The sequence below is a fragment of the Mesorhizobium sp. WSM4847 genome, from assembly GCF_055811335.1.
Genome location: NZ_JBVVPY010000002.1, coordinates 67733 through 89537, shown reverse-complemented (window position 1 = coordinate 89537; position 21805 = coordinate 67733). Strand labels below are relative to the sequence as shown.

The 21805-nt window shown below is 62.3% G+C and carries 27 protein-coding genes and 1 pseudogene; 10 read left to right on the top strand and 18 right to left on the bottom strand.

All coding sequences use genetic code 11. The annotated features are described in order from the left end of the window. Positions 1-10 precede the first annotated feature (10 nt). The 3 genes from AC0L28_RS03125 to AC0L28_RS03115 form a co-directional block, all read right to left on the bottom strand. Positions 11-1099 carry a class I SAM-dependent methyltransferase gene (locus AC0L28_RS03125; RefSeq protein WP_287238955.1) on the bottom strand — a complete coding sequence of 363 codons (1089 nt, stop codon included), beginning with the start codon at positions 1097-1099 and terminating at the stop codon, positions 11-13. Between the two features lie 78 nt (positions 1100-1177). After that, on the bottom strand, positions 1178-2053 hold the full coding sequence (gene lgt / locus AC0L28_RS03120; protein WP_287171591.1) for a prolipoprotein diacylglyceryl transferase: 876 nt from the start codon (positions 2051-2053) through the stop codon (positions 1178-1180). 126 nt (positions 2054-2179) lie between these two features. Next, entirely contained in the window at positions 2180-2338 is a 159-nt protein-coding gene (locus AC0L28_RS03115) for a hypothetical protein (RefSeq protein ID WP_023799884.1), read from the bottom strand. A gap of 155 nt (positions 2339-2493) precedes the next feature. Here AC0L28_RS03115 and AC0L28_RS03110 point away from each other — a divergent pair, with 155 nt between their 5' ends. The 4 genes from AC0L28_RS03110 (at position 2494) to AC0L28_RS03095 (ending at position 4765) form a co-directional block, all read left to right on the top strand. After that, positions 2494-2796 carry an accessory factor UbiK family protein gene (locus tag AC0L28_RS03110; RefSeq protein WP_287230744.1) on the top strand — a complete coding sequence of 101 codons (303 nt, stop codon included), beginning with the start codon at positions 2494-2496 and terminating at the stop codon, positions 2794-2796. Positions 2797-3107: 311 nt separating this feature from the next. Further along, the gene (locus AC0L28_RS03105; protein ID WP_006202532.1) at positions 3108-3608 is read left to right on the top strand and encodes a type III secretion system chaperone family protein; all 501 of its coding nucleotides are present in this window, start codon (positions 3108-3110) and stop codon (positions 3606-3608) included. A gap of 18 nt (positions 3609-3626) precedes the next feature. After that, on the top strand, positions 3627-3986 hold the full coding sequence (locus AC0L28_RS03100; protein ID WP_027151061.1) for a tRNA-binding protein: 360 nt from the start codon (positions 3627-3629) through the stop codon (positions 3984-3986). A 335-nt stretch (positions 3987-4321) separates the two neighbouring features. Beyond that, positions 4322-4765: a YybH family protein gene (locus AC0L28_RS03095; RefSeq protein ID WP_023799881.1), complete on the top strand. Its 444-nt coding sequence runs from the start codon at positions 4322-4324 to the stop codon at positions 4763-4765. Positions 4766-4991: 226 nt separating this feature from the next. Here the strand turns inward: AC0L28_RS03095 and AC0L28_RS03090 are convergent, their stop codons facing one another. From AC0L28_RS03090 to AC0L28_RS03075, 4 genes are all read right to left on the bottom strand, one after another. Continuing rightward, positions 4992-6077 carry a glycosyltransferase family 4 protein gene (locus AC0L28_RS03090; protein ID WP_473475491.1) on the bottom strand — a complete coding sequence of 362 codons (1086 nt, stop codon included), beginning with the start codon at positions 6075-6077 and terminating at the stop codon, positions 4992-4994. A 218-nt stretch (positions 6078-6295) separates the two neighbouring features. Then, positions 6296-7708 (bottom strand): ATP-binding protein, encoded by a 1413-nt coding sequence (locus AC0L28_RS03085; protein ID WP_473475490.1) that lies wholly within the window; start codon positions 7706-7708, stop codon positions 6296-6298. Positions 7709-7760: 52 nt separating this feature from the next. Then, the gene (locus AC0L28_RS03080; RefSeq protein WP_023799877.1) at positions 7761-8480 is read right to left on the bottom strand and encodes a response regulator; all 720 of its coding nucleotides are present in this window, start codon (positions 8478-8480) and stop codon (positions 7761-7763) included. After that, on the bottom strand, positions 8467-9000 hold the full coding sequence (locus AC0L28_RS03075) for a MarR family winged helix-turn-helix transcriptional regulator (RefSeq protein WP_031255243.1): 534 nt from the start codon (positions 8998-9000) through the stop codon (positions 8467-8469). Before AC0L28_RS03075 ends, AC0L28_RS03080 begins: the two co-directional genes overlap by 14 nt. 243 nt (positions 9001-9243) lie before the next feature. On the opposite strand from AC0L28_RS03075, the gene AC0L28_RS03070 reads away from it, so the two are divergent. From AC0L28_RS03070 to AC0L28_RS03060, 3 genes are all read left to right on the top strand, one after another. Then, entirely contained in the window at positions 9244-10137 is an 894-nt protein-coding gene (locus AC0L28_RS03070) for a branched-chain amino acid aminotransferase (protein ID WP_091598375.1), read from the top strand. A gap of 145 nt (positions 10138-10282) precedes the next feature. After that, on the top strand, positions 10283-10600 hold the full coding sequence (locus AC0L28_RS03065; RefSeq protein WP_473475487.1) for a hypothetical protein: 318 nt from the start codon (positions 10283-10285) through the stop codon (positions 10598-10600). 236 nt (positions 10601-10836) lie between these two features. Then, positions 10837-11478: an MBL fold metallo-hydrolase gene (locus tag AC0L28_RS03060; RefSeq protein ID WP_128177015.1), complete on the top strand. Its 642-nt coding sequence runs from the start codon at positions 10837-10839 to the stop codon at positions 11476-11478. Between the two features lie 115 nt (positions 11479-11593). On the opposite strand, the gene AC0L28_RS03055 is transcribed toward AC0L28_RS03060, so the two are convergent. The 3 genes from AC0L28_RS03055 to AC0L28_RS03045 form a co-directional block, all read right to left on the bottom strand. Beyond that, complete coding sequence (locus AC0L28_RS03055) at positions 11594-12013, bottom strand: BA14K family protein (RefSeq protein WP_473475821.1); 420 nt, start codon at positions 12011-12013, stop codon at positions 11594-11596. 243 nt (positions 12014-12256) lie between these two features. After that, positions 12257-12469, bottom strand: coding sequence for a cold-shock protein (locus AC0L28_RS03050; RefSeq protein WP_006202521.1), 213 nt, complete (start codon positions 12467-12469; stop codon positions 12257-12259). A 281-nt stretch (positions 12470-12750) separates the two neighbouring features. Then, positions 12751-12963 carry a cold-shock protein gene (locus tag AC0L28_RS03045; protein WP_023799871.1) on the bottom strand — a complete coding sequence of 71 codons (213 nt, stop codon included), beginning with the start codon at positions 12961-12963 and terminating at the stop codon, positions 12751-12753. A gap of 531 nt (positions 12964-13494) precedes the next feature. Here AC0L28_RS03045 and AC0L28_RS03040 point away from each other — a divergent pair. After that, positions 13495-13896, top strand: a complete 402-nt coding sequence (locus tag AC0L28_RS03040; protein WP_128177013.1) for a Kazal-type serine protease inhibitor family protein — start codon at positions 13495-13497, stop codon at positions 13894-13896. 87 nt (positions 13897-13983) lie between these two features. On the opposite strand, the pseudogene AC0L28_RS03035 reads toward AC0L28_RS03040, so the two are convergent. From AC0L28_RS03035 to AC0L28_RS03020, 4 genes and pseudogenes are all read right to left on the bottom strand, one after another. After that, a pseudogene (locus AC0L28_RS03035) lies at positions 13984-15536 on the bottom strand (EAL domain-containing protein). 169 nt (positions 15537-15705) lie between these two features. Continuing rightward, a complete protein-coding gene (locus AC0L28_RS03030) occupies positions 15706-15843 on the bottom strand; it encodes a hypothetical protein (RefSeq protein WP_023799867.1) in 138 nt (45 codons plus the stop codon). Positions 15844-15893: 50 nt separating this feature from the next. Next, positions 15894-16142 carry a hypothetical protein gene (locus tag AC0L28_RS03025; RefSeq protein ID WP_128169625.1) on the bottom strand — a complete coding sequence of 83 codons (249 nt, stop codon included), beginning with the start codon at positions 16140-16142 and terminating at the stop codon, positions 15894-15896. Continuing rightward, the gene (locus tag AC0L28_RS03020) at positions 16139-16405 is read right to left on the bottom strand and encodes a hypothetical protein (RefSeq protein WP_473475484.1); all 267 of its coding nucleotides are present in this window, start codon (positions 16403-16405) and stop codon (positions 16139-16141) included. Before AC0L28_RS03020 ends, AC0L28_RS03025 begins: the two co-directional genes overlap by 4 nt. A gap of 368 nt (positions 16406-16773) precedes the next feature. Here AC0L28_RS03020 and AC0L28_RS03015 point away from each other — a divergent pair, with 368 nt between their 5' ends. Next, positions 16774-16956 carry a hypothetical protein gene (locus AC0L28_RS03015; protein WP_027151072.1) on the top strand — a complete coding sequence of 61 codons (183 nt, stop codon included), beginning with the start codon at positions 16774-16776 and terminating at the stop codon, positions 16954-16956. Between the two features lie 195 nt (positions 16957-17151). Continuing rightward, entirely contained in the window at positions 17152-18786 is a 1635-nt protein-coding gene (locus AC0L28_RS03010) for a tetratricopeptide repeat-containing sulfotransferase family protein (protein ID WP_473475482.1), read from the top strand. Positions 18787-18793: 7 nt separating this feature from the next. On the opposite strand, the gene AC0L28_RS03005 is transcribed toward AC0L28_RS03010, so the two are convergent. The 4 genes from AC0L28_RS03005 to AC0L28_RS02990 all read right to left on the bottom strand — a co-directional run bounded on the left by AC0L28_RS03005 (position 18794) and on the right by AC0L28_RS02990 (position 21644). Then, positions 18794-19147, bottom strand: coding sequence for a DUF1428 domain-containing protein (locus tag AC0L28_RS03005; RefSeq protein ID WP_023799862.1), 354 nt, complete (start codon positions 19145-19147; stop codon positions 18794-18796). 61 nt (positions 19148-19208) lie between these two features. After that, positions 19209-19637, bottom strand: coding sequence for a VOC family protein (locus tag AC0L28_RS03000; RefSeq protein WP_091598521.1), 429 nt, complete (start codon positions 19635-19637; stop codon positions 19209-19211). A gap of 187 nt (positions 19638-19824) precedes the next feature. Next, positions 19825-20010, bottom strand: coding sequence for a hypothetical protein (locus tag AC0L28_RS02995; protein ID WP_023799860.1), 186 nt, complete (start codon positions 20008-20010; stop codon positions 19825-19827). A gap of 104 nt (positions 20011-20114) precedes the next feature. Then, positions 20115-21644, bottom strand: coding sequence for an ABC-F family ATP-binding cassette domain-containing protein (locus tag AC0L28_RS02990; RefSeq protein ID WP_128169623.1), 1530 nt, complete (start codon positions 21642-21644; stop codon positions 20115-20117). Positions 21645-21805 lie beyond the last annotated feature (161 nt).

Genomic DNA, 21805 nt, shown 5'->3' with positions numbered 1-21805 from the left:
CAGTGAAAAGTCAATCCGCCGTTGCAAAGGGCGGAACGGCGATGCCGGCAGGCAGGACAGCAAGCACCTTGAACAGGTCGCCCATGGCTTGCGGGCCGGCGAGGCGTTCGACCTCACCCGCAATCTTTTCGCGAGCCGCCTCATTGGCATTGGCGCCGAGCTGGCCGGCGCGTTCGAGAAGCCCCATTTCCACCAGGAATTCGCCTTGCGTGGAGAGATGGGCATCGAGGCCATGCGCCCGCACGATCGCGGCAAGGGCGGCGAAATCGACATGGGCGGTGAGGTCGGCTTCGCCTGGATTGGCCAGCACATCTTCGTGATCGTGCTTGCGCAAGGCCTGCAACGTGTCGCCGATCCCTGGCTGGAGGTAGCCATAGTCGAGGAACAGGCCGGCGCCGCCGAGCCCGGCCAAGCGCTCGGCGATGGTCGCCATCAGCGCGGCTCGGGCCGGCGCGACCTCGACGATCGCGCCCTGTGGCGCGTTTTCGGCATCGTCTGGCAACAGTGTTGGATCGACCGAGCCGGCGCCGGCGAAGACGTGCAATTGGTCGGCGCCATCGAGGCCGATCATCCGTTCGCGCCAGCCTGTTCCGGCGCGGACGAACTGGCGGATCGGCACCGCGTCGAACAATTCGTTGCCGACGATGAAAAGCGGGGTCTGCGGCAGCGTGTCGATGCTTTCGTGCCAGCCGATCGCGGCCGGCGTGGCGACAAGCGTTTGCCTTTGGACATCGGCCAGTCGCGGACTGGTCTCGATCATGGCGAACGACGCACCGGCGGTCAGCGCCGGATCGAGCCGCGCAAGCGTGCGCAGCATGTCCTTCATCAGCGTGCCGCGGCCGGGGCCGATCTCGGCGATGGTGGCCGGCATCGGCCGGCCGGTCGCCAGCCAGGCTTCGTAGAGCCAGACGGCGATCAGCTCGCCGAACATCTGGCTGATCTCCGGCGCGGTGACGAAGTCGCCGGCAGCCCCGAACGGCTCGCGCGTCGTATAGTAGCCGTCCAGCGGATCGAACAGGCAAAGCGCCATGTAGTGGTTGACGGGGATCGGCCCCGCCGCACCGATCAGCTCGACGATGCGGGTTTTCAGCCGGGTCATACCGGCTGTGGCTGTGTTACCGCCCTAGGGCGACGTGCGTCCATTTGGACGCACAAAGTACGCCCTGGCACTTTGATTCTACGCATCGTGCTTCCCCAAAATCGATTCCGATTTTTGGGCCGATGCGGTAGCAGTCACCATCGCCCAGATGCCGGCCAGCAGCATCGGCAGCGACAGCACCATGCCCATCGTCAGCCAGTTGGTGCCGAGGAGGTAGCCGAGCTGCTGGTCGGGCTCGCGGAAGAATTCGACAAAGATGCGCGAGAGACCGTAACCGGCGATGAAGGCGCCGCCGACGAAGCGCGGCGTCTTCAGCTTGAGCCTGGAATGGGTGAAGAAGCGCAGGACCAGGAACAGCACCAGGCCTTCGAGCAGCGCCTCGTAGAGCTGGCTCGGATGGCGCGCAAATGGCCCGCCATTGGGGAATTCGACCGCCCATGGCACGTCGGTCGGCCTGCCCCAGAGTTCGGAGTTGATGAAATTCGCCATGCGGACGAGGCCAAGGCCGACCGGCACGCCGGCCGCCACCACGTCGAACAGCGACCAGGTGCGGATGCCGCGCGACCAGGAAAACAGCGTCATGGCGAGAATGACGCCGAGCAGCCCGCCATGGAACGACATGCCGCCCTGCCAGACAGCAAGGATATCAAAGGGTTGAGCGATGTAGCGCGGCAGGTCGTAAAACAGCACGTAGCCGACACGCCCGCCAAGCACCACGCCGATAGCCGCCCAGACGATGAAGTCGTCGAGATCCTCGGGCTTCATGGGCACGGTGCCGTCGGGCCAGAGCCTTGCATTGGTGACGAGCCGCTTGGCATACCACCAGGCGAAGAGAATGCCGACGATGTAGCCGACGCCATACCAATGCACCGCCAGCGGCCCGATCTGGACGATGACCGGGTCGATGTTGGGGAAGGGCAGGACGGCCAACGGCAGCATAAGATACTCGCTCAACAGGATCTCCCGGTTGCGATCACGTTCGGGCGCGGACCATGCGGCAGGGTTTTGGCCCGGTCAAGGCGACGCTGGCGCGGCAAATACGGCTTCGGGAAGCGGGCTGATCGCGCCGGTACTGCCGCCTCACAGCTTGGTCCCGGCCAATCCCTTGTATTTGGCCTCCAGGCGGTCAAGCACCTCTTCCGCAGGCTTCACCCGCCCTGCGTCGGCATCGCCGATGCCCTTGGCGAGCGCGGCGTCGCGTGCGGCAAGACGCTGGTCCAAATTCGCACTGAAAGCCATTGCAGGCCCCGTCAAAATGCTCTTTCTTGGACGGTACCAGCTATGGCTTGCGAGGTCAGGTCAAATTGCACCCGACTTGATGACGCAGCAGCCTCAACGTTCTTGCATTCCGCGTCGCGCGCCACTACGTCAAATCGAGCAAGCGAGGATTTGCCATGTCGACCGGACCGAACCGCATTCTCGATGAATTCGCCAAGCTGATGACCGACGCTGCCGGTGCCGCGCAAGGCGTGCGCCGCGAAGTGGAAACCGCCTTCAAGGGGCAGGCCGAGCGTGTTCTCAACTCGATGGACCTGGTGCAGCGCGAAGAATTCGAGGCCGCCCGCGACATGGCGGTAAAAGCCAGGGAAGAAAACACCCGTCTCGCTGCGCGCATCGAGACGCTCGAGGCGAAGCTCGCCGAACTGACCGGGCAGGCCGCGCCTGCGGCTGCGGCAAAGTCCAGGTTAAAAAAATAACGTTAAACTTTTCCACAAAGCACAATCGCAAAAAGCGCTTTGTCGTGAATCGCTTACTGGCATTGCGTGAATCTTTGTGACAGCGGCTTTCCACATGCGAATGACGCAGTGCGAAAAATTGGGCTGGTCACGCGACTCCCGATCAATAGACTGAATTTGTTGCATGATTCGGAGCAGGGTCATGCGCCGGGCGGTGGGGTCCGGTCTGGGGTCTTTGTGCGTTGACGAAGTCCCGGCCGTCCGAGTTCTAGACAAAATTGTTCGTTGTGGGTGCCCCGCCGGCCGAGGCGAAGGAACGACAGGAAGCATTCATGGAACTTCTCGAACTCGAATTCTCGCGCGAAATCCATCCGGTGGATGTTATCGAGCAGGTGGCGCACAACAACGACTGGTCCTTCGAACGGGCCGGCGACGACGAGATTTCGATTTCGGTTGCCGGAAGCTGGACCGACTACCACGTCTCATTTTCCTGGATGGAGGATTTCGAGGCGCTGCATCTGGCCTGCGCTTTCGACATCAAGGTGCCGGAGGCGCGCGCGCTCGAAGTGATGCGGCTGCTTTCGCTGATCAACGAGCAGATGCTGTTCGGCCATTTCGACCTCTGGGAGCAGGAGGGCGCGATCATGTTCCGCCAGTCGCTGCTGCTCGCCGGCGGGGTCGAGCCGTCGAGCCAGCAGGTCGAGGTGCTGTTGTCGTCGGCGCTGGAAGCCTGCGAATGCTACTTCCAGGCGTTCCAGTTCGTCGTCTGGTCGGGAACCTCGGCCAAGGATGCGCTGGCCGGCGTCCTGTTCGAGACCTACGGAAACGCCTGAGCCAGGTCCTGACCCGCCATGAGTTCGAGCAGCCAGCGCAAGCCCGAGATCAGCTTCGCCGATTTCGACCGTGTCGACATTCGCGCCGGCACGATCGTCGAGGCCGAGCCGTTTCCGGAGGCGCGCAAGCCGTCGATCAAGCTGAAGATCGATTTCGGCGCTGACATCGGGGTGAAGAAATCGTCGGCGCAGATCACCAAATACTATGCGCCCGAGACGCTGATCGGCCGGCAGGTGTTCGCGGTGGTCAATTTTCCGCCGCGGCAGATCGGCCCCTTCATGTCGGAAGTGCTGACGCTTGGCTTTCCCGACGAGGAGGGTGCGGTCGTCCTCGGTGCGATCGAACGCAGGGTGCCTGACGGCGGCCGACTGTTCTAGCTTCGTCATCCACGGGCGGAGCGGGAGCGAAGCCGACGCGCAGACTTTCCTTGGCCGCTCCAGGGGTTTGATCTCAAGAAGCGCGTGGTTTCCCCAAAAGTCGTGATCACCAGAAACCTCGGCCGCAGTATCGCGACCACGCCGAATGCCCGCGAATGAACCAAGGGTGCCCACAGGCTTGACCTGCACGTGATTGCCGTTCTCGGCGACTACATCGATTGAGTTTTCGTTGTGGGCGGCCACCCAAAACGGATTAGTCGACAGCCCAACGGCCCAGGCGTATTGTTTTGACGCGGCATCTGTCGGGCTGTGCCGCCAATTCTCGGGAGGATACGATGGTTCGACTGCTGACTGCGATTTTCGCTGTGCTTTCCCTTTGCCTCTTTTCGTGGTCGCCCGCCAACGCTGACCCCGTCGACGATCAGGTGAAAGCCGCTTACGTGGCCTGGGACGCTGCGTTCAACAAAGCAGACGCAAAGGCGGTTGCGGCGTTCTACACCGACGACGCGATCTTCTTACCCGCCACCCATGACGTCATCAAGGCACCGGACGGGGTCGAGAAATTCTTTGGCGGCCTCTTCGGCATGGGAGTGACAGGCCACAAGCTCGAACTGATCGAAGCAGGAGGTGACGGCAACCTGCTGTTTGGCACGGCGAAATGGTCGGCCAAGGGTAAAGACGCCAATGGTGCGGATCAGCCGTGGGCCGGGGTGGCAACCCACGTCTTCGAAAAGCAGGCAGATGGCAGCCTGAAACTCCGGCTGCACACCTTCAACTGATCAACGGCGTTCTCTGCTTCCGACGGGAGGGGTCCGCTACCGGGTCGCTGCCTCAGCTAGCGCAGTCACGATCCTGACGGACGCCAAGAGCTGCACCCTAGCGCAAGTAATTGAAATCGATCAGCGCCTGCGCTTCCCTGTTTTCGGCAAAGCGTTCCGGATGAACCTGTGGAGCCGCCGCCGCCTCAACCCAACAAGTTCTTCACCGAAACGGGCCGCTCGCAGGTCACGAAATGGATCCTCGGGTCTGCGCGCCGGCGTTGCCGCCGCTTCGCCCGTGGATGACGAAAGGTGGTGTCAGTTTTCGCTGGGTGCCCAGCGCCTCTCCAACCGTTTCCAGGAACATCTCCGCGCAGGCCTTCCAGCTATAGCGCATTGCCCGTTGGCGCGCTTCGGCGCGGTCGACATCGAGCGCGGCGAGCGCGGCCTCACGCAAATCATTCGATACGGCTCCGCCGACGCCGTCGCCGACAATGTCGATCGGCCCGGTCACCGGATAGGCTGCGACCGGCGTGCCGCTGGCCAGCGCCTCGATGATGACATTGCCGAACGTGTCGGTGCGGCTGGGAAAAATGAAGACATCGGCCGAGGCATAGATTTCGGCCAGTTCGTCGTTCGGGCGGTGGCCAAGGAAATGGGCATCGGGGTATCTGGCCTTGAGCCTGGCCAACTCCGGTCCCTCGCCGACGACCACCTTGCTGCCGGGCAAATCCAGGTCGAGGAAGGCGGCCAGGTTCTTTTCGATCGCGACGCGGCCGACGCAGAGGAAGATCGGTCGCTTGAGCCCCATATCCTTTTTCTTGTCCGGCCGGAAATGGTCGGTATCGACGCCGCGCGTCCATGGCCTGAGCTTGGTGAAGCCGCGCGCCGCCAGATCGTCCGCCAGCGACTGGGTGGCGACCAGCGTGCCTTGTCCTGAATTGTGGAAATCGCGAAGCCAGCGATAGGCCCAGGCTTCCGGTATTGGCAGCCGCGCGCTCAGATATTCCGGAAAGCGCGTGTGATAGCTTGTCGTGAACGGCCGGCCGGCCTTGCGGCAATAGCGCCGCGCCATGATGCCGAGCGGGCCTTCGGTGACGATATGGATATGATCGGCTTTGCGCGCTTCGATCAGGCGCGCGACGTGGCCTGGCGTCGTCAGCGCCAGCCGGATGTCCGGGTAGGTCGGCAGCGGCAAGGTGCGAAAGATGTTCGGGGTCAGGAAGTCCGTCTCGACGTCGAAGGATTTCAGGGTTTCCGAAAGCCGTTCCAGCGTGTGGACGACGCCGTTGACTTGCGGGCGCCAGGCGTCGGTGACCATCAGGATGCGCATAGCAGGCCTTTGCTTGAAAGGTCGTCGGTTTCCTTGATGCGAGGCCGCAAGGCCGAATCAATCAGGATCACGCGCTTCATGCGCGCTCTTCAGCATGGTTTCATGACGGGCCGATGAAGGCATAGCCGATGGCCGTCTACTACACCTGAAAGCACGATGCGTAAGTTCAAAGTGTTAGAGCGTGCTTTGTGCGTCCAATTGGACGCACGTCGCTCTAATCAGGCAGGAACCTTGATGACGGCGCGCAAGCCGCCGAGCGGGCTCTTGTCGAGCATGATGTCGCCGCCATGGCTGCGGGCAATGTCGCGTGCGATGGCAAGGCCAAGGCCGGTGCCGCTGGCATCGAGGTTGCGGGCTTCGTCAAGCCGCACGAAAGGCTTGAACACGTGCTCGCGCTTTTCAGGCGGAATGCCCGGACCGTCGTCGTCGATGGTGACGAGCAGCGAGCCGCGGCCGTGGTTGGCGTTGATCTCAACCGCCTTGGCATAACGGAAGGCGTTGCCGACGACATTGGACAACAGCCGGGCAAAGGCGTGGGGCCGCACATGCACATTTGGATCGCCGGCGAGCGAGGTCGACAGTTTGCGCTTGCGCAGCGTCGCCTCCTCGCCGAGCTTGTCGAAATAGGCTTCAAGGTTGAAACGGCCGGCGTCTTCCGTTGCCTCGCCGCGGGCAAAGGCGAGATAGCCTTCCAGCATCGACTGCATGTCGTCGATGTCCTGGCCGAGCGCCTCGGTGTCGGCCTTGGTCCCGGTCAGCGCAAGCTGCAGCTTGAAGCGCGTGAGGATGGTCCTCAAATCGTGACTGACGCCGCTCAGCATGGCGGTGCGCTGTTCGAGCTGGCGTTCGATGCGTTCGCGCATCTGGATGAAGGCAAAGCCGGCGCGGCGAACCTCCTCGGCACCGCGCGGACGGAAATCGAGCGGCATCGGCCGGCCCTTGCCGAAACTTTCGGCGGCCTCGGCCAGCGTCAGGATCGGCCGGATCTGGTTGCGCAGGAACGGGATGGCGATCATCAGCAGCACCAGCGAGGTGCCGACCATCCAGATCAGGAAAATGTGCGTGTTCGAGGCATAGGCCTGGCTGCGGCGCACGAAGGCGCGCAGCACCTTGCCTTCGAGCTGGACGCGGACCTCGATGATATTGGAATTGCCGACCGTATCGATCCAGAACGGACGGTTGATCTGATGGGTGATCTCGGACGAGAGAATTTCGTCGAGGATCGAGAAGAACGGCTTTGGACCGGGCGCCGGCAGCGGATCGGGCGGCAGCAAGTCGATCTTCAGCTGCATGCGATCCTGCGCGATGCGGATGATGTTGGCGTAGTCGGCGTCGTGCGGATAGGTTTCCACCAGGTCGACGATCGCGGCAATGTCGCGGACCGTGGCCTGCGACAGGCGCTGCGTCACGGTCTGCCAGTGGCGTTCCATGAAGACAAAGGCGAGGACCGATTGCAGCAGGATCATCGGCGCGATGACGATGATCAGCGAGCGGGCATAGAGCCGCTTCGGCATGTAAAGCGAAACCAGGCGCCAGAACCGTTTCCAGGCAAGCGGCACGGCCTTCAGTGCCCGCCTGGCGCGAGCGCTCAAGCCCCGATCTCCCGGCCGTTCCAGTTGCGTGGTCGCCATTCGCCCTTTTTGCTCATCCGCAGCCGCTCGACAAGGGGCTGCGGGCGGCAGTCTATTCCACGCTGAGCCGATACCCAATACCGCGCACGGTCTGCAGCCAGACCGGATTGGACGGATCGCGCTCGATCTTGCGGCGCAGCCTGTTGATCTGGACGTCGATGGTGCGCTCGCCGACTTCGGATTCGTCGCCGACAAGTTCATGACGCGGTATCGTTTCGCCGGCACGGGCCGCGAAGATCGCCAGGATCTCCTGCTCGCGGTCGGTCAGCTTCAGAGCCTCGCCGCCGCGCTTGAGCTCGCGCCGGGCGATCTGGAACGTGTAAGGCCCGAAGACCAGCTGCTCGACCTTGGGCGTCGTTGCCGGACCGCCGCGGCGCAGGATGTTGTTGATGCGCAGGATCAATTCGCGGGGATCGAAAGGCTTCGGCAGATAGTCGTCGGCGCCGGCCTCGAGCCCGGTGATCCGGCTGTCGGTCTCGGACAGCGCGGTAAGCATCAGGATCGGCACGTTCTTGGTTGCCCGCAATGCCTTGGCGAGATCGACGCCGGTTTCGCCCGGCATCATGATATCGAGCACCAGCAGATCGAAATCGAGGCCGGCGAGCTTGCGCCGCGCTTCGCCGGAATTTCCGGCAACGGTGACACGAAAGCCGTTTTCGGTCAGATATTGTTTGAGAAGATTGCGGATACGGGTATCGTCATCAATCACCAGCAGATGCGGCGCATCGTCGTCCGGTGCTGCCGGTTGATCAACCTTTTCAATGGTCTCCATGGCTTTTCCCTGACGTTTTTGCGGGCACAATGTCGATCTGCGCCCTTAGTTCCGGATTGACCATCGCTTCCAGGAAGCGCTCGATCAAGGCGCGTTCGGTGGCTCCGGAATCTTCCAATGCAGCATGGATGCGGCGTGACTGTGGCCGTGCCAGCGCCAGCGCCAGGGCGCGGCCCTTGGCTGTCGGATAGAGCTCGCGCTGGCGGCGGTCGCGCGGACCCTGCAACTGGACGATGTGGTCGGTGTCGATCAGTTGCTTGAGCACGCGCGCCAGGCTCTGCTTGGTGATCTTCAGCACGTCGAGGAGTTCGGCGACCGTCAGGCCCGGCCTGCGATTGACGAAATGCAGAACCCGGTGATGGGCGCGGCCGAAACCATAGTCGGACAGGATCTGGTCCGGATCGGAGGTAAAATCGCGATAGGCGAAGAAGAACAGTTCGATGATGGCAAAGTCGATGCCGTCCTCGTCGGTGATCGCCGTCCTGATCGGTTTTCCGGCTGGGTGGCTGCGATCCGTCATCATTTCTCCGTGCGAAAGGGAAATTATGTCAGTACTATTGACGTAATTTCCCGGCAATGGTAATTTTTGACAAGCTTTTCGGCGGATTGCGAACGAAAAGGCAAGGGAAAGCCGTTTTTCCGGAACTTCCTGTGTTTGCCAGACCTTATATATCCGCCTACGCTTCGAGATAGCGGCCGCCCGGTGCGGCTGACAAGAAACGCGCAACGATTATGTGCGGGCGGCCGCCCGCGGGAGGTTACCATGGCATCCGTTCCCTTTGACCAAATGGACGGCTTTATCTGGATGAACGGCGAGTTCGTCCAATGGGCCGACGCCAAGATCCACGTGCTGACCCATGGCCTGCACTACGCCAGCGCGGTGTTCGAGGGCGAACGCGCCTATGGCGGCGAGATTTTCAAGCTGACCGATCACAGCGAGCGCCTGCACGAATCGGCACGCCTGCTCGGCTTCAAGATTCCCTATTCGGTTGCCGAGATCGACGACGCCTGCCGCACGCTGTTGAAGAAGCAGGGTTTTCAGGATGCCTATGTCCGGCCGATCGCCTGGCGTGGCAGCGAACAGATGGGCGTCTCGGCGCAAAACAGCCGGATCAACTGCGCCATCGCCATCTGGCAGTGGCCCAGCTATTTCGATCCGGCACAGAAGCTGAAGGGCATCCGCCTCGATCTGGCCGAATGGCGCCGCCCCGATCCGCGCACCGCGCCGTCGAAATCGAAGGCCGCCGGCCTCTACATGATCTGCACCATGTCCAAGCATGCCGCCGAAGCCAAAGGCTATGCCGACGCCATGATGCTCGACTGGCGCGGCCAGGTTGCGGAAGCAACCGGCGCCAACATCTTCTTCGTCAAGGACGGCAAGATCCACACCCCCACTCCTGATTGCTTCCTCGACGGCATCACCCGCCGTACAGTCATTGGTCTTGCCAAGGATCGCGGCTTCGAGGTGATCGAGCGCACCATCATGCCGGAAGAACTCGAAGGCTTCCAGCAGTGCTTCCTCACCGGAACGGCGGCCGAGGTGACGCCCGTTTCAGAGATCGGTCCATACCGATTCGAGGTGGGCGAAATCGCCAAGACTCTGATGAACGACTATTCTGCAGCCGTTCAACCCAAGCATGCGATTGCCGCAGAATAACGAAAGTCACAACTTTTTTAACAAGTAGGGGCGGTTTTCGGACTGCCCCTTTTATTTAAGCACCTCGGCATTTGACTTTCGTCCAGTTCGGCGTCTCATGATGCTGTCGGCCCGGGACGCTGGCAGCTATGGAGGGACTGGCAATATGGACATGAACACGCTTCTTCAGATCATTGTTCAGGTGATTATGGGTGTCATTGGTGGCCAGGCGGTGGGCGCCGCGCTCAAGACAGCGGCAATGGGGCAGCTTACCAAAATCCTCGGCGGCGCCCTTGGCGGCGTCGGCGGTGCGGCCATCCTCGGCAGCCTGCTCGGCGGCGGCACGATCGATCCGGCTGCAGCCGCAGCAGCAACGGGCGGATTGGGCAGCGCGCTGAATGTGCAGAACATCCTCGGCGGTGCCGGTGGTGGCGCCATTCTGACGGCCATCATCAGCGCGGTCATGAACGCGACGAAGAAGTAAGCCTAAAGCGCGTCGCGTTCGACCGACCTCACGCGATGCGCTTTAGGTTGTTGTTCATGCATGTCGTTATCGCAAAACCGCTGCACACTTTTGCGCGACATGCATTAGCGGTTTCGGGCTTTTGCGTGGGCGGCTTCGGCCGCCCGTTTCATTTTTGCGTTGTCGCGACAGCCGGATGCGGTGGACGACGTTCGCGTGTGTCTCTAAATCAGAAGCGACACAGCGAAAGGACGATCATGGGTCAGCTCAACGCCGGCATTGTGCCGGTCACGGCCTTCCAGCAAAACTGCACCATCCTCTTCGACATGGACGACAGGCAAGGCGTCGTCGTCGATCCCGGCGGCGACATCGACAAGGTGCTGACAGTGCTCAAGGACAATGCGATCAACGCCGGCGCGATCTGGATCACGCATGGTCACATCGACCACGCCGGCGGCGCCATGGAGCTGAAGGACGCGCTCGGCATCGAGATCATCGGCCCGCATGAGGCCGACCGTCCGTTGCTTGCCAATCTCGAGAAGCAGGCGAAACACTACGGCATCACCGATCCGGTGCGCAACTGCGTGCCCGACCGCTTTCTCGGCGAAGGCGATACCGTCTCGTTCGGCCAGCACGCGTTCGAAGTCTTTCATTGCCCGGGCCACGCGCCCGGCCATGTCGTCTTCTACAATCGTGCTGCGAAGTTCGCCCATGTTGGCGACGTGTTGTTCCGCGGCTCGGTCGGGCGCACCGATCTGCCGGGCGGCGACCACGCCGCGCTGATCGCCTCGATCAAGGACAAGCTTCTGCCGCTCGGCGACGACATCGGCTTCATCTGCGGCCATGGTCCCGGCGGCCGCTTCGGCGAGGAGCGCCGGAGCAACCCCTTCCTGATTTAAACGCGTCGTGGCTGCGGAGCCTCACGCGGCGCGCGTCGGTCTCTCCTTTCCTTATGACGCCGAAAAAAAAGCGCTGTCCTTGCGGACAGCGCTTTTTTGGGGGGGCAGGGAAGCCTCAGTTCGCGGTGCAGAAATGCTGTTCGCCGTCATAGCCGGTGAACGTGCCGGTGCGGCCGTTGAAAGAGCGATAGCGATCCGAACAATATTCATACCAGCCACGGGTCCATGGCTCGGCATAGCCGTCATTGTAGGCGACCCGCGGTTCCGCGTAGTAGCGGCGCACCGGGGCGGGCCGCCGTGGATAACGTTCATAATCGTCATAACCGGGGTCGTAATAGCTGGGCTGCGGGTTGTTGAGCGCACCAACGATCAGGGCGCCGGCCGCGAGGCCAAGGACACCTGCCGCGATCGCATCGCCATTGCCACGATGGTGGTGCCGGTGGCGCCAGTCACCAGCGCTGGCCGCCGGCAAGGTCGCGAGCGTGGTTGCAACGATCGCGGCGGACAGGACGGCGGTCTTGAGAATTCGGTTCATCTCGGTCTCCTTCATGCCGGCCCGGGTAATCTGCGGCCCGGGTAATCTGTGGGTAATCTGGGGGATGCGGTCCGGCTTTACCGAAGATTAATAGGCGACCGTGGCTGAACGGGGGCTGAACGAAATTGGCGGGCTGGGACCAGTCGATTTATCGATCAGGCATGGCGCAAGGCACAAATATTGTACGCTCGACAAGGAGCGGAGCTGCGCCAGCGGACCGCCCGACGCTGTCTCGAGCTCGGCTCAGCCGATCGACAGGTTGACGGCTTTCGGACCCTTGCCGCGCTTGTCCGGCTCGGTGTCGAATGTCACCTTCTGCCCATCCTCAAGACCGGGAAGACCCGACGCCTGCACGGCCGAAATATGGACGAAGACATCCTTCGCGCCATCATCCGGCGTGATGAAGCCGAAGCCTTTGGCATGATTGAAGAATTTGACGGTGCCGGTCTGCGGCATGGGAAGCTCCTTTGATCCCATCAAGTCCAGTTTCGGGCCGGCAAATGCCCGAGTAGAAATTTGTCGTTTATTTTAGCGCCATCGGCAAGAGAAAGTTTTGCGAGCAGTGGCTTGCCGCCCTGCCACTAAAAAAGGCGCGACGAAACCGCCGCGCCTTCGAAACTCGGGTCCGGCGCTGAAAGCCGGTTCAAGGCCTTTGGAGCGGCCTCGGGCTCATTCCTGGCACCTCCGGCTTCGCACGTCCCCTAGGGCACGTCCGGGCGGACATGCGCGCCGACGGTTCAGTCCGCGCGGAGATTGACCGCCTTCGGCCCCTTGCCCATGCGGTCGGGCTCGACATCGAACGTGACCTTCTGGCCATCGACGAGCGTGCGCAGGCCCGAAGCCTCGATCGCCGAGATGTGGACGAACACGTCCTTGGCGCCGTCGTCTGGCGTGATAAAGCCGAAGCCTTTGGTAGCGTTGAAGAATTTAACGGTGCCGGTCTGGGCCATTGGGGAAACTCCTTCACCCGTGTCAGTCTTTGTGGTTTGCCCGCCGCCTGACGCCGTGGGCAAGTCCCGGTGGTTGCTTCGGCAGTCATGCATTGGCGCATGGTTAGAACCCCCGCCGAAAAACGGGGCCGTCAGAGATTCACAGTATCGGGGAAAGGTCGTCCAAAACGTTCCGCTCTCCGGGTCGCAAATGCCCGAACACAAAATTTATCGCACGGAAACGCGATGGTTGCAAGGTAGCGCCAACGGCCGCTCATGGGCGCCTTCGCACACATGGCATCGACAAAGCGGGGTGCTCGCCCGGTGGTCATCGGCCATAGCCCGGCCACGCATGGTCCAGCCTGCTGGGAGCCTGCAAACAGGGGTTGAATTCGGCGGGTGGAATGGCGAGGATCGGCTTGGCGTGTAGGCGCATTTTGCATCTTTTGCGCATGCCGTTGTCCCAAACCGCTTCGCACCCTCGGGTCAGAGCCCCGTGGGCATGCTTTTGGGTGACATGCATTCGAGCGGGGGCTAGAGGGAGGTCTGGTGATGAAATTTCCTGCGGCAATCTTCTCGCGACAGGGTTTTGCCATCCTGTTGCTGTCGGCAGTTCTTGCAGCCTGTACCGCGGTGGTGGTGGAGGAGGACGGACCGGGCTACCGCCCGCCTCGGCCCGAGCCGCAATATTGCACCAGACAATATGATCCGGTCTGCGCGCGGCGCGGTGGCGACCGCCAGACCTTCGCCAATGCCTGCCTTGCCGAGCGGGCCGGATATCGCATCATCAGCGACGGCCAGTGCCGCGACGGTGGCGGTGATGGAGAGCAGACATTCTGCACGCGCGAATACCGCCCGGTCTGCGCCCGCCGCGGCAGCGCGTTGCGCACCTTCCCCAACGCCTGCGAGGCTCGCGCCGCCGACTATCGCATCGTCGACGACGGTCCCTGCTGAGAGGCTGGTTTCCTCCCCGTCTCCGGGCGGGGAGGCTCATCCATCAACTGGGCGCAGCCGCGCGAGGGCAGCTGGCGGCTCTTGTTTCTACGTCGGCGGCCTGGCCTTGCGGCAATAGGCGATGAACTCGGCCGCGGGCATAGGTTTGGCAAACAACCAACCCTGACCATAGTCGACGTCGCGTTCCATCAGGTAGTCGACCTGTGCCTGCGTCTCCACGCCCTCGGCAATGATCTTCAGCTTCAGCGTCTTGGCCATGTCGATGATATGCGGCGTGACGGAACTGGTGGCGGAATCCGTAGCGATCGTGTCGATGAACGACTTATCGATCTTCAGCGCATCGAGCGGCAGGCCCTCGAGATGGGACAGGCTCGAATAACCTGTGCCGAAGTCGTCGATTGCGACCGCATGGCCAAGCTCGCGGGCGCGAATGACGGTCGAACGCGCTGAATCGACGTCGACGAAACCGCGCTCCGTCGCCTCCAGCCAGATCTGCCGAGGCTGAATTCCGGTGTGCTGCAGGGCCTTTTCGATGACCGGAAGGACCCTTGCCGTTCTGACGTCGGCCGGGCTGAGATTGATCGCGATGTGGAGCGAACGATTGGCGACAAGAAGTTTTTTCAGGTCCAAAACAACAAGGGCGATGATCTGGTCGGTGATTGCCGCGATCAGGCCGCTCTCTTCGGCCAGCGGGACGAAAAGATCGGGCCGGACCAGCGTGCCGTCGGGTCGTCTCCAGCGCACCAGCGCTTCGGCACCCACGCAATTGCCTGTCCTGAGCGCGACGATCGGCTGATAGTGGACGATAAACTCGTGCTTGCGCACGGCAATCTGCAATTCTCCAAGCGGCGACAGCCGCCGTCGTGACAGCCAGACAACCATGCCGATGATGAAAGCGGCGATGAAAGCGCCGAGGGGAAGCAACAGCAATTGCCGCCTGCGCACGCTGTCGACAATCTGGCTTTCCGGTTCGGTGGCGACGGCGATCCAGTCCGTCCCGCGCACCGCGGCAAACAGATGACCGTCATCCAGGCCTTTGCCAGGGTCGGCGATGATCTTGCCGATGCGGGCAGGATCAGGCCCGTTCAGCGCGCTGAGCAGGACGCCCGTGTTTGTCGCCAGGGCAAGCTGAACGTCGGGATCGACGACGATGTCGACAAAGCGCAGGGGGTCGATAAGGACATTATGGCGCTTGTACTGCAGGGCCATCAGCGGATGGTCCAGTTTGGCCAGGGGCCGTATCCGGGCAGTGACGGCAACGCCGTCTGCAGCGGTGAAATCCGGTGCGGCTTGCGTAACGCGTCCCTCGGTCGGTCCCCAGGATGTGCATTTGAGCAGGCCGTTTTCGAAATAGCCCATTCTTCGATCGAGCGCGTGTTGATGGTGAGCCGCCGCATGCGGGCAATGTGGTCCACCGAACAGCGGTCGCCGGTGAACCGGTCGATCTCCCGCAACGCGCCGGCTGCATCCATGAGGGATATGCTGGCCCTGGCGATCGCGCGGTTGGCGAACAGCTCCAGCCGCTCGTGTTCTTCTTGAACCGCCAGGACCCATGAAAAGTGGAACATCGCCGCGATGGGCACTATCGCACCGAGCAGGGCCAGCACCACCGCAGTCACGATGATGCGCGACCTGTCCATGTGCGCCTCCCTGCATTCGGCTGCGAGCGACGATTTCGCGCGCGGCCCGCCAGGCAGCCAACTGTGATCGGGCCCGGTTCCAGCGGACCTTATAGGGCTTCGAAATTACATGATCTATAATCCGGCCCGCGATGGCTGGATGAATGCAGGGCTGCTCATCCGTCCGCCGCTAGCCCTTGGACTTCGGTTTCAAACCGGCTTCCGCCTGCTTGACAGCCGAGCCGAAGGGCGAGGCCGGCTTTGCTGCCGTCTTGTCCTTCTTGGGCTTGCGTGTCTCGCGGTTGCTGCGCTGTTGACCCTTGGCCATTTCCTGGTCCCTCGTGATTGATGAACATGGTGGCGACGGTTGATGGGCGGCTAGCCGTTTGGATCGTCGGCCACTTCGAGATTGTCTTCCGTGGTGACCCGCTCATGGGTCTCCTCGTTGCTGCGGATGCGGTATTGCGGCGAGCCGTCCTTGACCGGCAGCCTGCTTTTGATCTGGAACAGCTCGGCGGTCTTCTGAACAAGGCCGGTGCGGCTCTTCATGCGAACGGTCTGGCCGATCGCGAAAAGATGCGCAGGCGTGTCGGTGCGCGGGCGCGCGTTCTGCTGGAAGCGGATCATGCGGCATTCTCCTGGTCGCGCCTCAGCGCGGTTTCGAGTTCGGCGAAATCGATGGCGACCAATTGGCTGGTCTGGCTTTTCACCGTACTTGCCGGCAGGTGGATGAAAGTGGCGACACGGCGCCAGGCAAGCCACGAGATGCCATCGACAAGCTCCTCATCGTGGTCGATGTCGTAGTCGCCGGCCGGCAATTGTCCTTCCAGGCCGCCAATCATGAAGGGTGCCTCGAAATGCGCGATGGAATGGGTAGTTCGGCCAGACATTCTCGTGCCTCGAAGTGTCGTCTTGGATCCGATAGGGTGGTGCCCGCTTCGCGGCACCGGGACCTAAGATCGTGGGTCCCTGTTCGGCAATTTGGGTATCGGCGATCTGGAATGAGTTTGGCGGGTCGAGAACTTCTGACGCCGCGAGATGCCAAGCTTGGCCCAAAAAACGATCTCAATTCATTAATCCAAAATTGCGGTTTATTCAAGAAGATTCCCGCCTGGAGCCGATCTTGGCGTAAAATTACTTTTCTAGGGCTATTTGTAAAATGATGATACGATCCGGACTCTTCACAAGAATTGTTTGAGATTGTGCCGGAAAACTTCATCCTGGCATAGATTTTTATTTATATCTGAAAGGAAAATCCATGGTTTCCGTGAAAACGCCTGATGGCTCGACCGTAACAATCAAGCCGATCATCAAGCCCACAAAAGTCATGTCGGCGCGACTGACGATAAGAAGTGATGAGGCAGCGAGGCGCAGGATTGCCGACACCGACGGCACGCTGCGGCGGGCCAGACAGGTTGCGGAGACCAACCGCCTGATCTGACATGGCCGGCCCATGAACCCAGGATTTCCGGTAAGCTGGCCTGCGAACCCTTGAACCTGCCGCGCCGATGGCCTAGATCGCGGCAGGCGGACAAAACACGGCAGGTTTCCCATCAACAGAGATCCGAGAAGACCGGCAGGCGCGGGCGGCAAATTCGGCTCAGGCGGACAGCCCCCTCTTGGGCTTGACCAGCGCGTGCAGCAGGCACTGCAATTGCATCAGGCGGGGCGCCGGCAGGAAGCCGAGATGCTCTACCGGCAGGTGCTGGCGCAAAAGGCCAATCATGCGGCGGCAGCACATTTCCTCGGTTTGCTGCTGCACCAGACCGGGCGCAGCGCCGAAGGACTTGGTCTCCTCGAACAGTCGGTGCGCCTGCAACCCAAGAATCCAGATTTCCTCAACAATCTCGGCACGGTGATGCGCGACCTCGGCCGTGTCGGTGCAGCCGTCGATTTCTTCCGTGGCGCGGTGGCAATCCGGCCGGAGCAACTCGCGGCGCGCGACAATCTCGGCTCCTCGCTGAAGCAACTCGGCCAGTTCGAGGGCGCGGAGGAGATCTATCGCGGCACCATCGGCCGCAACCCGTTCCATGTCCGCGCCCGCATCGGGCTTGCCGAAACGCTGCAGGAGGCTGGGCGGCTCGACGAGGCGCTCGCCGTCTTCCGCGAAGCATTGGCAATTCGGCCGAAGGACGCCGACCTGCTGCACGGTCTGGGCGTCGGGCTGATGGAGAACGGCAGCCTCGCAGAGGCAGCGGAGCATTTCCGGCAGGCGCTGGTGGTCGATCCCGGCATGGCCAGGGCCTGGCTGATGCTCACCCAGGTCAAGCGGCAGCAGGAGCGCGACGCCGAGCTTGCCGGGATGGAGGCGCAGCACGCCAAGGCGCCGGAAGGCAGCCTGGCGCGCATGCAGCTTTCGTTCGGCCTCGGCAAGGCCAATGACGATCTGAAGGATTATGGCCGTGCCTTCGATTATTTCGCCGAAGGCAATGCCATCCGCCGCATGGGCATCGACTATGATGCGGGCAAGACACGCGCCGAATTCGAAACGATGAAGGCGGTGTTCGACAAGGCCTTCTTCGACAAGCACAGACCGAGCGGGATTGCCGACGACACGCCGATCTTCGTCGTCGGCATGCCGCGCTCCGGCACCACGCTGGTCGAGCAGATCATCGCCAGCCATCCGCAGGTCTATGGCGCGGGCGAGCTCGGCATATTGAAGACGGCGGTGGGAAAACAGTTTCCGCCTGGTATGAAGGGCGGTTTCCCCAGCGGGATCGCTGACCTGCCCGACAAAGCCTTTGCCGAGGCAGGCCAGGCCTATCTGGACCTGCTGCACGCCCGCTATCCGGGTTTCCGGCATGTCACCGACAAGATGCCCGGCAATTTCCTTTTGGTCGGCTTCATTCATCTGATGCTGCCCAAGGCCAAGATCATCCATTGCGCCCGCGACGCGGCGGCGACCTGCCTGTCGATCTACAAGGTGCATTTCCGCGGCGACAGCCACCGCTACGGCTACGACCTCGGCGAGCTTGCCGATTTCCACAATCTCTACACCGACATCATGGCGCATTGGCGCACCGTTCTGCCTGATGTCGTGCATGATGTGCGCTACGAGGATTTCGTCGCCGACCAGGAAGGGCAGACGCGGGCGCTGATCGCCTATCTCGGCCTGCCATGGGACGATGCAGTGCTGTCGTTCCACGAGACCGATCGGCCGGTCCGCACGGCGTCGGCGGCGCAGGTGCGCCAGCCGATGTACCAGGGCTCGGTCGATCTGTGGAAGCGCTATGGCGACCGGCTCAAGCCGCTGCTCGACCGGCTGGCGTAATGCGGGCCTACAACTCAATGAAGGGCTGAAAGCCGCCGAAGATCATGCGCTTGCCGTCGAACGGCATCGCCGACCAGTCGGACTTCAGCCGCTCATCGGCCATGACCTTGGCCATCACCGCATCGCGGCTCTGCCGCGATTCATAGACGACCCACGAGAAGACGACGATCTCGTCGTCCTTGGCCTGCACGGCGCGCGGGAACGAGGTCATTTCGCCATAGGGCACGTCGTCGCCAATGCACTCGACATAGGCGAGCGCGCCATGCTCCATCCAGACGGTGCCGCCCAGCTGCGCCATTTTCTTGTAGGCATCGAGATTCGCCTTGGGTACGGCGAGAACGAAACCATCAACATAGGACATTGTGGGTTCTCCTTGTTGGATTTTCCTTCTCCCACAAGGGGAGAAGGAAGAAACGGTGGCGCTACGCCGCCTTTACTGGCGCGTTCATCGCCCACTCCACGCCGAAGGGATCAGTCAACTGACCCCAGCGATCGCCCCAGAACATCACCTGCAGCGGCGTGCCGACCTTGCAACCGGCATCGATGGCGCGCTGCCACCAGGCGTCGATGTCGTCGCTGCCGAGATGCAGCTGCATGGTGAAGCCCTGCGGCTTCACCGGGGCCATTCCGTGCTCGGGATAGAAGTCGGAAATCATCAAGGTCGAACCGTTGATGTGGAGATGGATGTGCATCGTCCGGCCCTGCTCGTCCGGCGGGTAGAAGAACACCTGCTCGGCGCCGAACGCCTTCTGATAGAATTCCGAAGCCTTGAAGGCGCCGTCCAGTTGAAGGTAGGGCGTCAATCCGCCGAGGACTTTCGCTTTAGGCTGGGTTTGGGGCTGGTCGTTCATCTTTTTGCTCCTCTCTGCGTTTGGTTTGACCTTGCGGACCACAGGACGAATGAAGCGGCGGCGATCCTACACGTCAGATGCATTTCTTTAATGCCGGAACCAGATGCGCCGGGCCGCCGGCGGTTGGAGTGACCCTGGGCGACGCGCAAGGCTGATGACGGCGCCGCTGCGGCCGGTTGGTCTCTTATCATCTTGCCTCGGACAGGGAGATTGCAATCCGACGGCTGTTTTGCGCGTCGACGACGATCTCCGGCCAGCCGATGTCCTTGCGCAGTTCGATCGGCAATGAAAGCAGGGCGCGCTCGCTGCGGTAACGGGCGCGAGCCGCCGAGTAACGGGTCGCGATGCGACCGACGGACGACAGAATGGACATGATGCTCTCTCCTCGATTGGCGCCGGCATCACCGTGTCGGCATCCCAAGGACGTCGCGCGCGGCCATGATCCGACAGAGCGTCGGATTTTTTTGCCGCAAAGCTTCAACCGCCCGCTTCTGCCACCGATCGGAAGAAGTCTTCCGGGCTGTCGATCTCGGCCAGCCGCCGCTTCTCGATCAGCCAGAAACGGTTGCCGATCGCCCTGATGAAGCAGCGGTCGTGCGATGCCAGCACGCAGCTCGCCTGATGGGCGAGCAATTCCGCCTCCAGCGCCTCCTGGCCGTCGATGTCGAGATGGTTGGTCGGCTCGTCGAGCAGGTAGAAATTGGGATTGGCGAGCCTAAGCGCCAGCATCATCAGCCGCGCCTTCTGCCCGCCCGACAGCACGCCTATCCTGCGCTCCTGCATGTCGATGCCGACGCCCGCACCCGCGAGCAGCGAGCGGGCGCGCTGCTCGCCGACATCGAATCTGCGCGAGAGCATCGCCAGCGGCGTGTCTTCGCCGTTGAGGCCCGACAATGCCTGGTCGCTGTAGCCGAGCACGGTCGACGGCGTCACCTTCACGCCTTGTGTTGCCGTCTCTGGCTCGACGACGGCATTTCTGATCAGGCTGATCAGCCGCGACTTGCCGACGCCGTTGCGGCCGAGCAGCACGATGCGGTCGCCTTGGCAGATGTGGCGCTTGCCGGTCCTGAACAGCAGCGTGCCGTCAGGCGTTGCGACCGCCACGTCGTCGAGCGTGATCAGCACCTTGGCATGGGTGCCGCGATTGGCGAGCTTTATCGCGCCCGCCGATTTTTCGCGGTGCGCCGGTGCTGCGACCTCTTCGAGGCGCTGGGCGCGCTGGTTGAGCTGCTTGGTCTTGACCGTCAGCAGGTCGCTGCCCGAATTGATGCCGATGTTGTTGAGCTTGGCCGCCTGCCGGCGCAATTGCTGCGCCACCTTCATGTCGCGCTGGAACTTGCGCTCGGTCGAGGCGTCGACTTCGCTCAACGCATCGCGTGCCCTGGAATAGGGCAGCGAGAATACCGGCGACTGTTCGGGGCGCAGGAACAGCGTCCGGTTGGTCGTCGCGTCGAGGAACGCCCGGTCGTGGCTGGCGATCACCACCGGCACCTCGCGCGGCAGTGCGTTCAGCCAGGTTTCCAGCTGGCTGATCTTGGCGAGGTCGAGATGGTTGGTCGGCTCGTCGAGAAGCAGGACATCGGGATCGGTGACCCAGACGCGGGCGATCAGCGCCAGTCTTTGCCAGCCGCCGCTCAAGGCCCGCATCGGCCGCTCGCGCATCGGCTGCGGCACGTCGAGTGAATCGAGAACGACATCGACGCGCCATTGCTCGCTTTCGGCCTGCTCGGCCGGCAAGGCGTCGGCCACCACCTGCTGAAAGCCGTGCTCGGCCAATGCTGCGGGAATGGCTTGCTCGACATAGCCGACGCGCAGGCCGCGCGTGCGGGTGATATCGCCGGACGTCGGCTCCATCTCGCCGGTCAGGCACTTCAGCAAGGTGGACTTGCCGCGGCCATTGGCGGCGACGATGCCGAGCCGGTCGCCGGTGCCGATGCTGAGATCGAGGTTGGAGAAGAGCGGCGCACTCATGGTGACGCCGAGGGACTTGAGGCTGATCAGGGCCATGTTGGTTTCTCTGGTCTGCCCGGAATGAATTCCGGTTCGATGCACTTCGACGGTGCGCAGGCAGGCCAGCAGGCTCGGCGTTGCAGCACCACGAAGGGCAGACCAAGAAAATCGAAGCGGGAGAACCCGGACCGTCTCTGGTCAGCCCTGCAAGCAAGCTC

Excerpts from the sequence above, each read along its gene's own strand:
- AC0L28_RS03060 (WP_128177015.1), top strand. The coding sequence starts at position 10,837 with ATGGGTCAGCTCAACGCCGGCATTGTGCCGGTCACGGCCTTCCAGCAA.
- AC0L28_RS03045 (WP_023799871.1), bottom strand. The coding sequence starts at position 12,963 with ATGGCCCAGACCGGCACCGTTAAATTCTTCAACGCTACCAAAGGCTTC.
- AC0L28_RS03055 (WP_473475821.1), bottom strand. The coding sequence starts at position 12,013 with ATGAACCGAATTCTCAAGACCGCCGTCCTGTCCGCCGCGATCGTTGCA.
- AC0L28_RS03075 (WP_031255243.1), bottom strand. The coding sequence starts at position 9,000 with ATGACGGATCGCAGCCACCCAGCCGGAAAACCGATCAGGACGGCGATC.
- AC0L28_RS03110 (WP_287230744.1), top strand. The coding sequence starts at position 2,494 with ATGTCGACCGGACCGAACCGCATTCTCGATGAATTCGCCAAGCTGATG.
- AC0L28_RS03095 (WP_023799881.1), top strand. The coding sequence starts at position 4,322 with ATGGTTCGACTGCTGACTGCGATTTTCGCTGTGCTTTCCCTTTGCCTC.
- AC0L28_RS03115 (WP_023799884.1), bottom strand. The coding sequence starts at position 2,338 with ATGGCTTTCAGTGCGAATTTGGACCAGCGTCTTGCCGCACGCGACGCC.
- AC0L28_RS03050 (WP_006202521.1), bottom strand. The coding sequence starts at position 12,469 with ATGCCGCAGACCGGCACCGTCAAATTCTTCAATCATGCCAAAGGCTTC.
- AC0L28_RS03025 (WP_128169625.1), bottom strand. The coding sequence starts at position 16,142 with ATGATCCGCTTCCAGCAGAACGCGCGCCCGCGCACCGACACGCCTGCG.
- AC0L28_RS03020 (WP_473475484.1), bottom strand. The coding sequence starts at position 16,405 with ATGTCTGGCCGAACTACCCATTCCATCGCGCATTTCGAGGCACCCTTC.
- AC0L28_RS03030 (WP_023799867.1), bottom strand. The coding sequence starts at position 15,843 with ATGGCCAAGGGTCAACAGCGCAGCAACCGCGAGACACGCAAGCCCAAG.
- AC0L28_RS03125 (WP_287238955.1), bottom strand. The coding sequence starts at position 1,099 with ATGACCCGGCTGAAAACCCGCATCGTCGAGCTGATCGGTGCGGCGGGG.
- AC0L28_RS02990 (WP_128169623.1), bottom strand. The coding sequence starts at position 21,644 with ATGGCCCTGATCAGCCTCAAGTCCCTCGGCGTCACCATGAGTGCGCCG.
- AC0L28_RS03090 (WP_473475491.1), bottom strand. The coding sequence starts at position 6,077 with ATGCGCATCCTGATGGTCACCGACGCCTGGCGCCCGCAAGTCAACGGC.
- AC0L28_RS03005 (WP_023799862.1), bottom strand. The coding sequence starts at position 19,147 with ATGTCCTATGTTGATGGTTTCGTTCTCGCCGTACCCAAGGCGAATCTC.
- AC0L28_RS03100 (WP_027151061.1), top strand. The coding sequence starts at position 3,627 with ATGAGTTCGAGCAGCCAGCGCAAGCCCGAGATCAGCTTCGCCGATTTC.
- AC0L28_RS03085 (WP_473475490.1), bottom strand. The coding sequence starts at position 7,708 with ATGGCGACCACGCAACTGGAACGGCCGGGAGATCGGGGCTTGAGCGCT.
- AC0L28_RS02995 (WP_023799860.1), bottom strand. The coding sequence starts at position 20,010 with ATGTCCATTCTGTCGTCCGTCGGTCGCATCGCGACCCGTTACTCGGCG.
- AC0L28_RS03015 (WP_027151072.1), top strand. The coding sequence starts at position 16,774 with ATGGTTTCCGTGAAAACGCCTGATGGCTCGACCGTAACAATCAAGCCG.
- AC0L28_RS03065 (WP_473475487.1), top strand. The coding sequence starts at position 10,283 with ATGGACATGAACACGCTTCTTCAGATCATTGTTCAGGTGATTATGGGT.
- AC0L28_RS03080 (WP_023799877.1), bottom strand. The coding sequence starts at position 8,480 with ATGGAGACCATTGAAAAGGTTGATCAACCGGCAGCACCGGACGACGAT.
- AC0L28_RS03000 (WP_091598521.1), bottom strand. The coding sequence starts at position 19,637 with ATGAACGACCAGCCCCAAACCCAGCCTAAAGCGAAAGTCCTCGGCGGA.
- AC0L28_RS03040 (WP_128177013.1), top strand. The coding sequence starts at position 13,495 with ATGAAATTTCCTGCGGCAATCTTCTCGCGACAGGGTTTTGCCATCCTG.
- AC0L28_RS03070 (WP_091598375.1), top strand. The coding sequence starts at position 9,244 with ATGGCATCCGTTCCCTTTGACCAAATGGACGGCTTTATCTGGATGAAC.
- AC0L28_RS03105 (WP_006202532.1), top strand. The coding sequence starts at position 3,108 with ATGGAACTTCTCGAACTCGAATTCTCGCGCGAAATCCATCCGGTGGAT.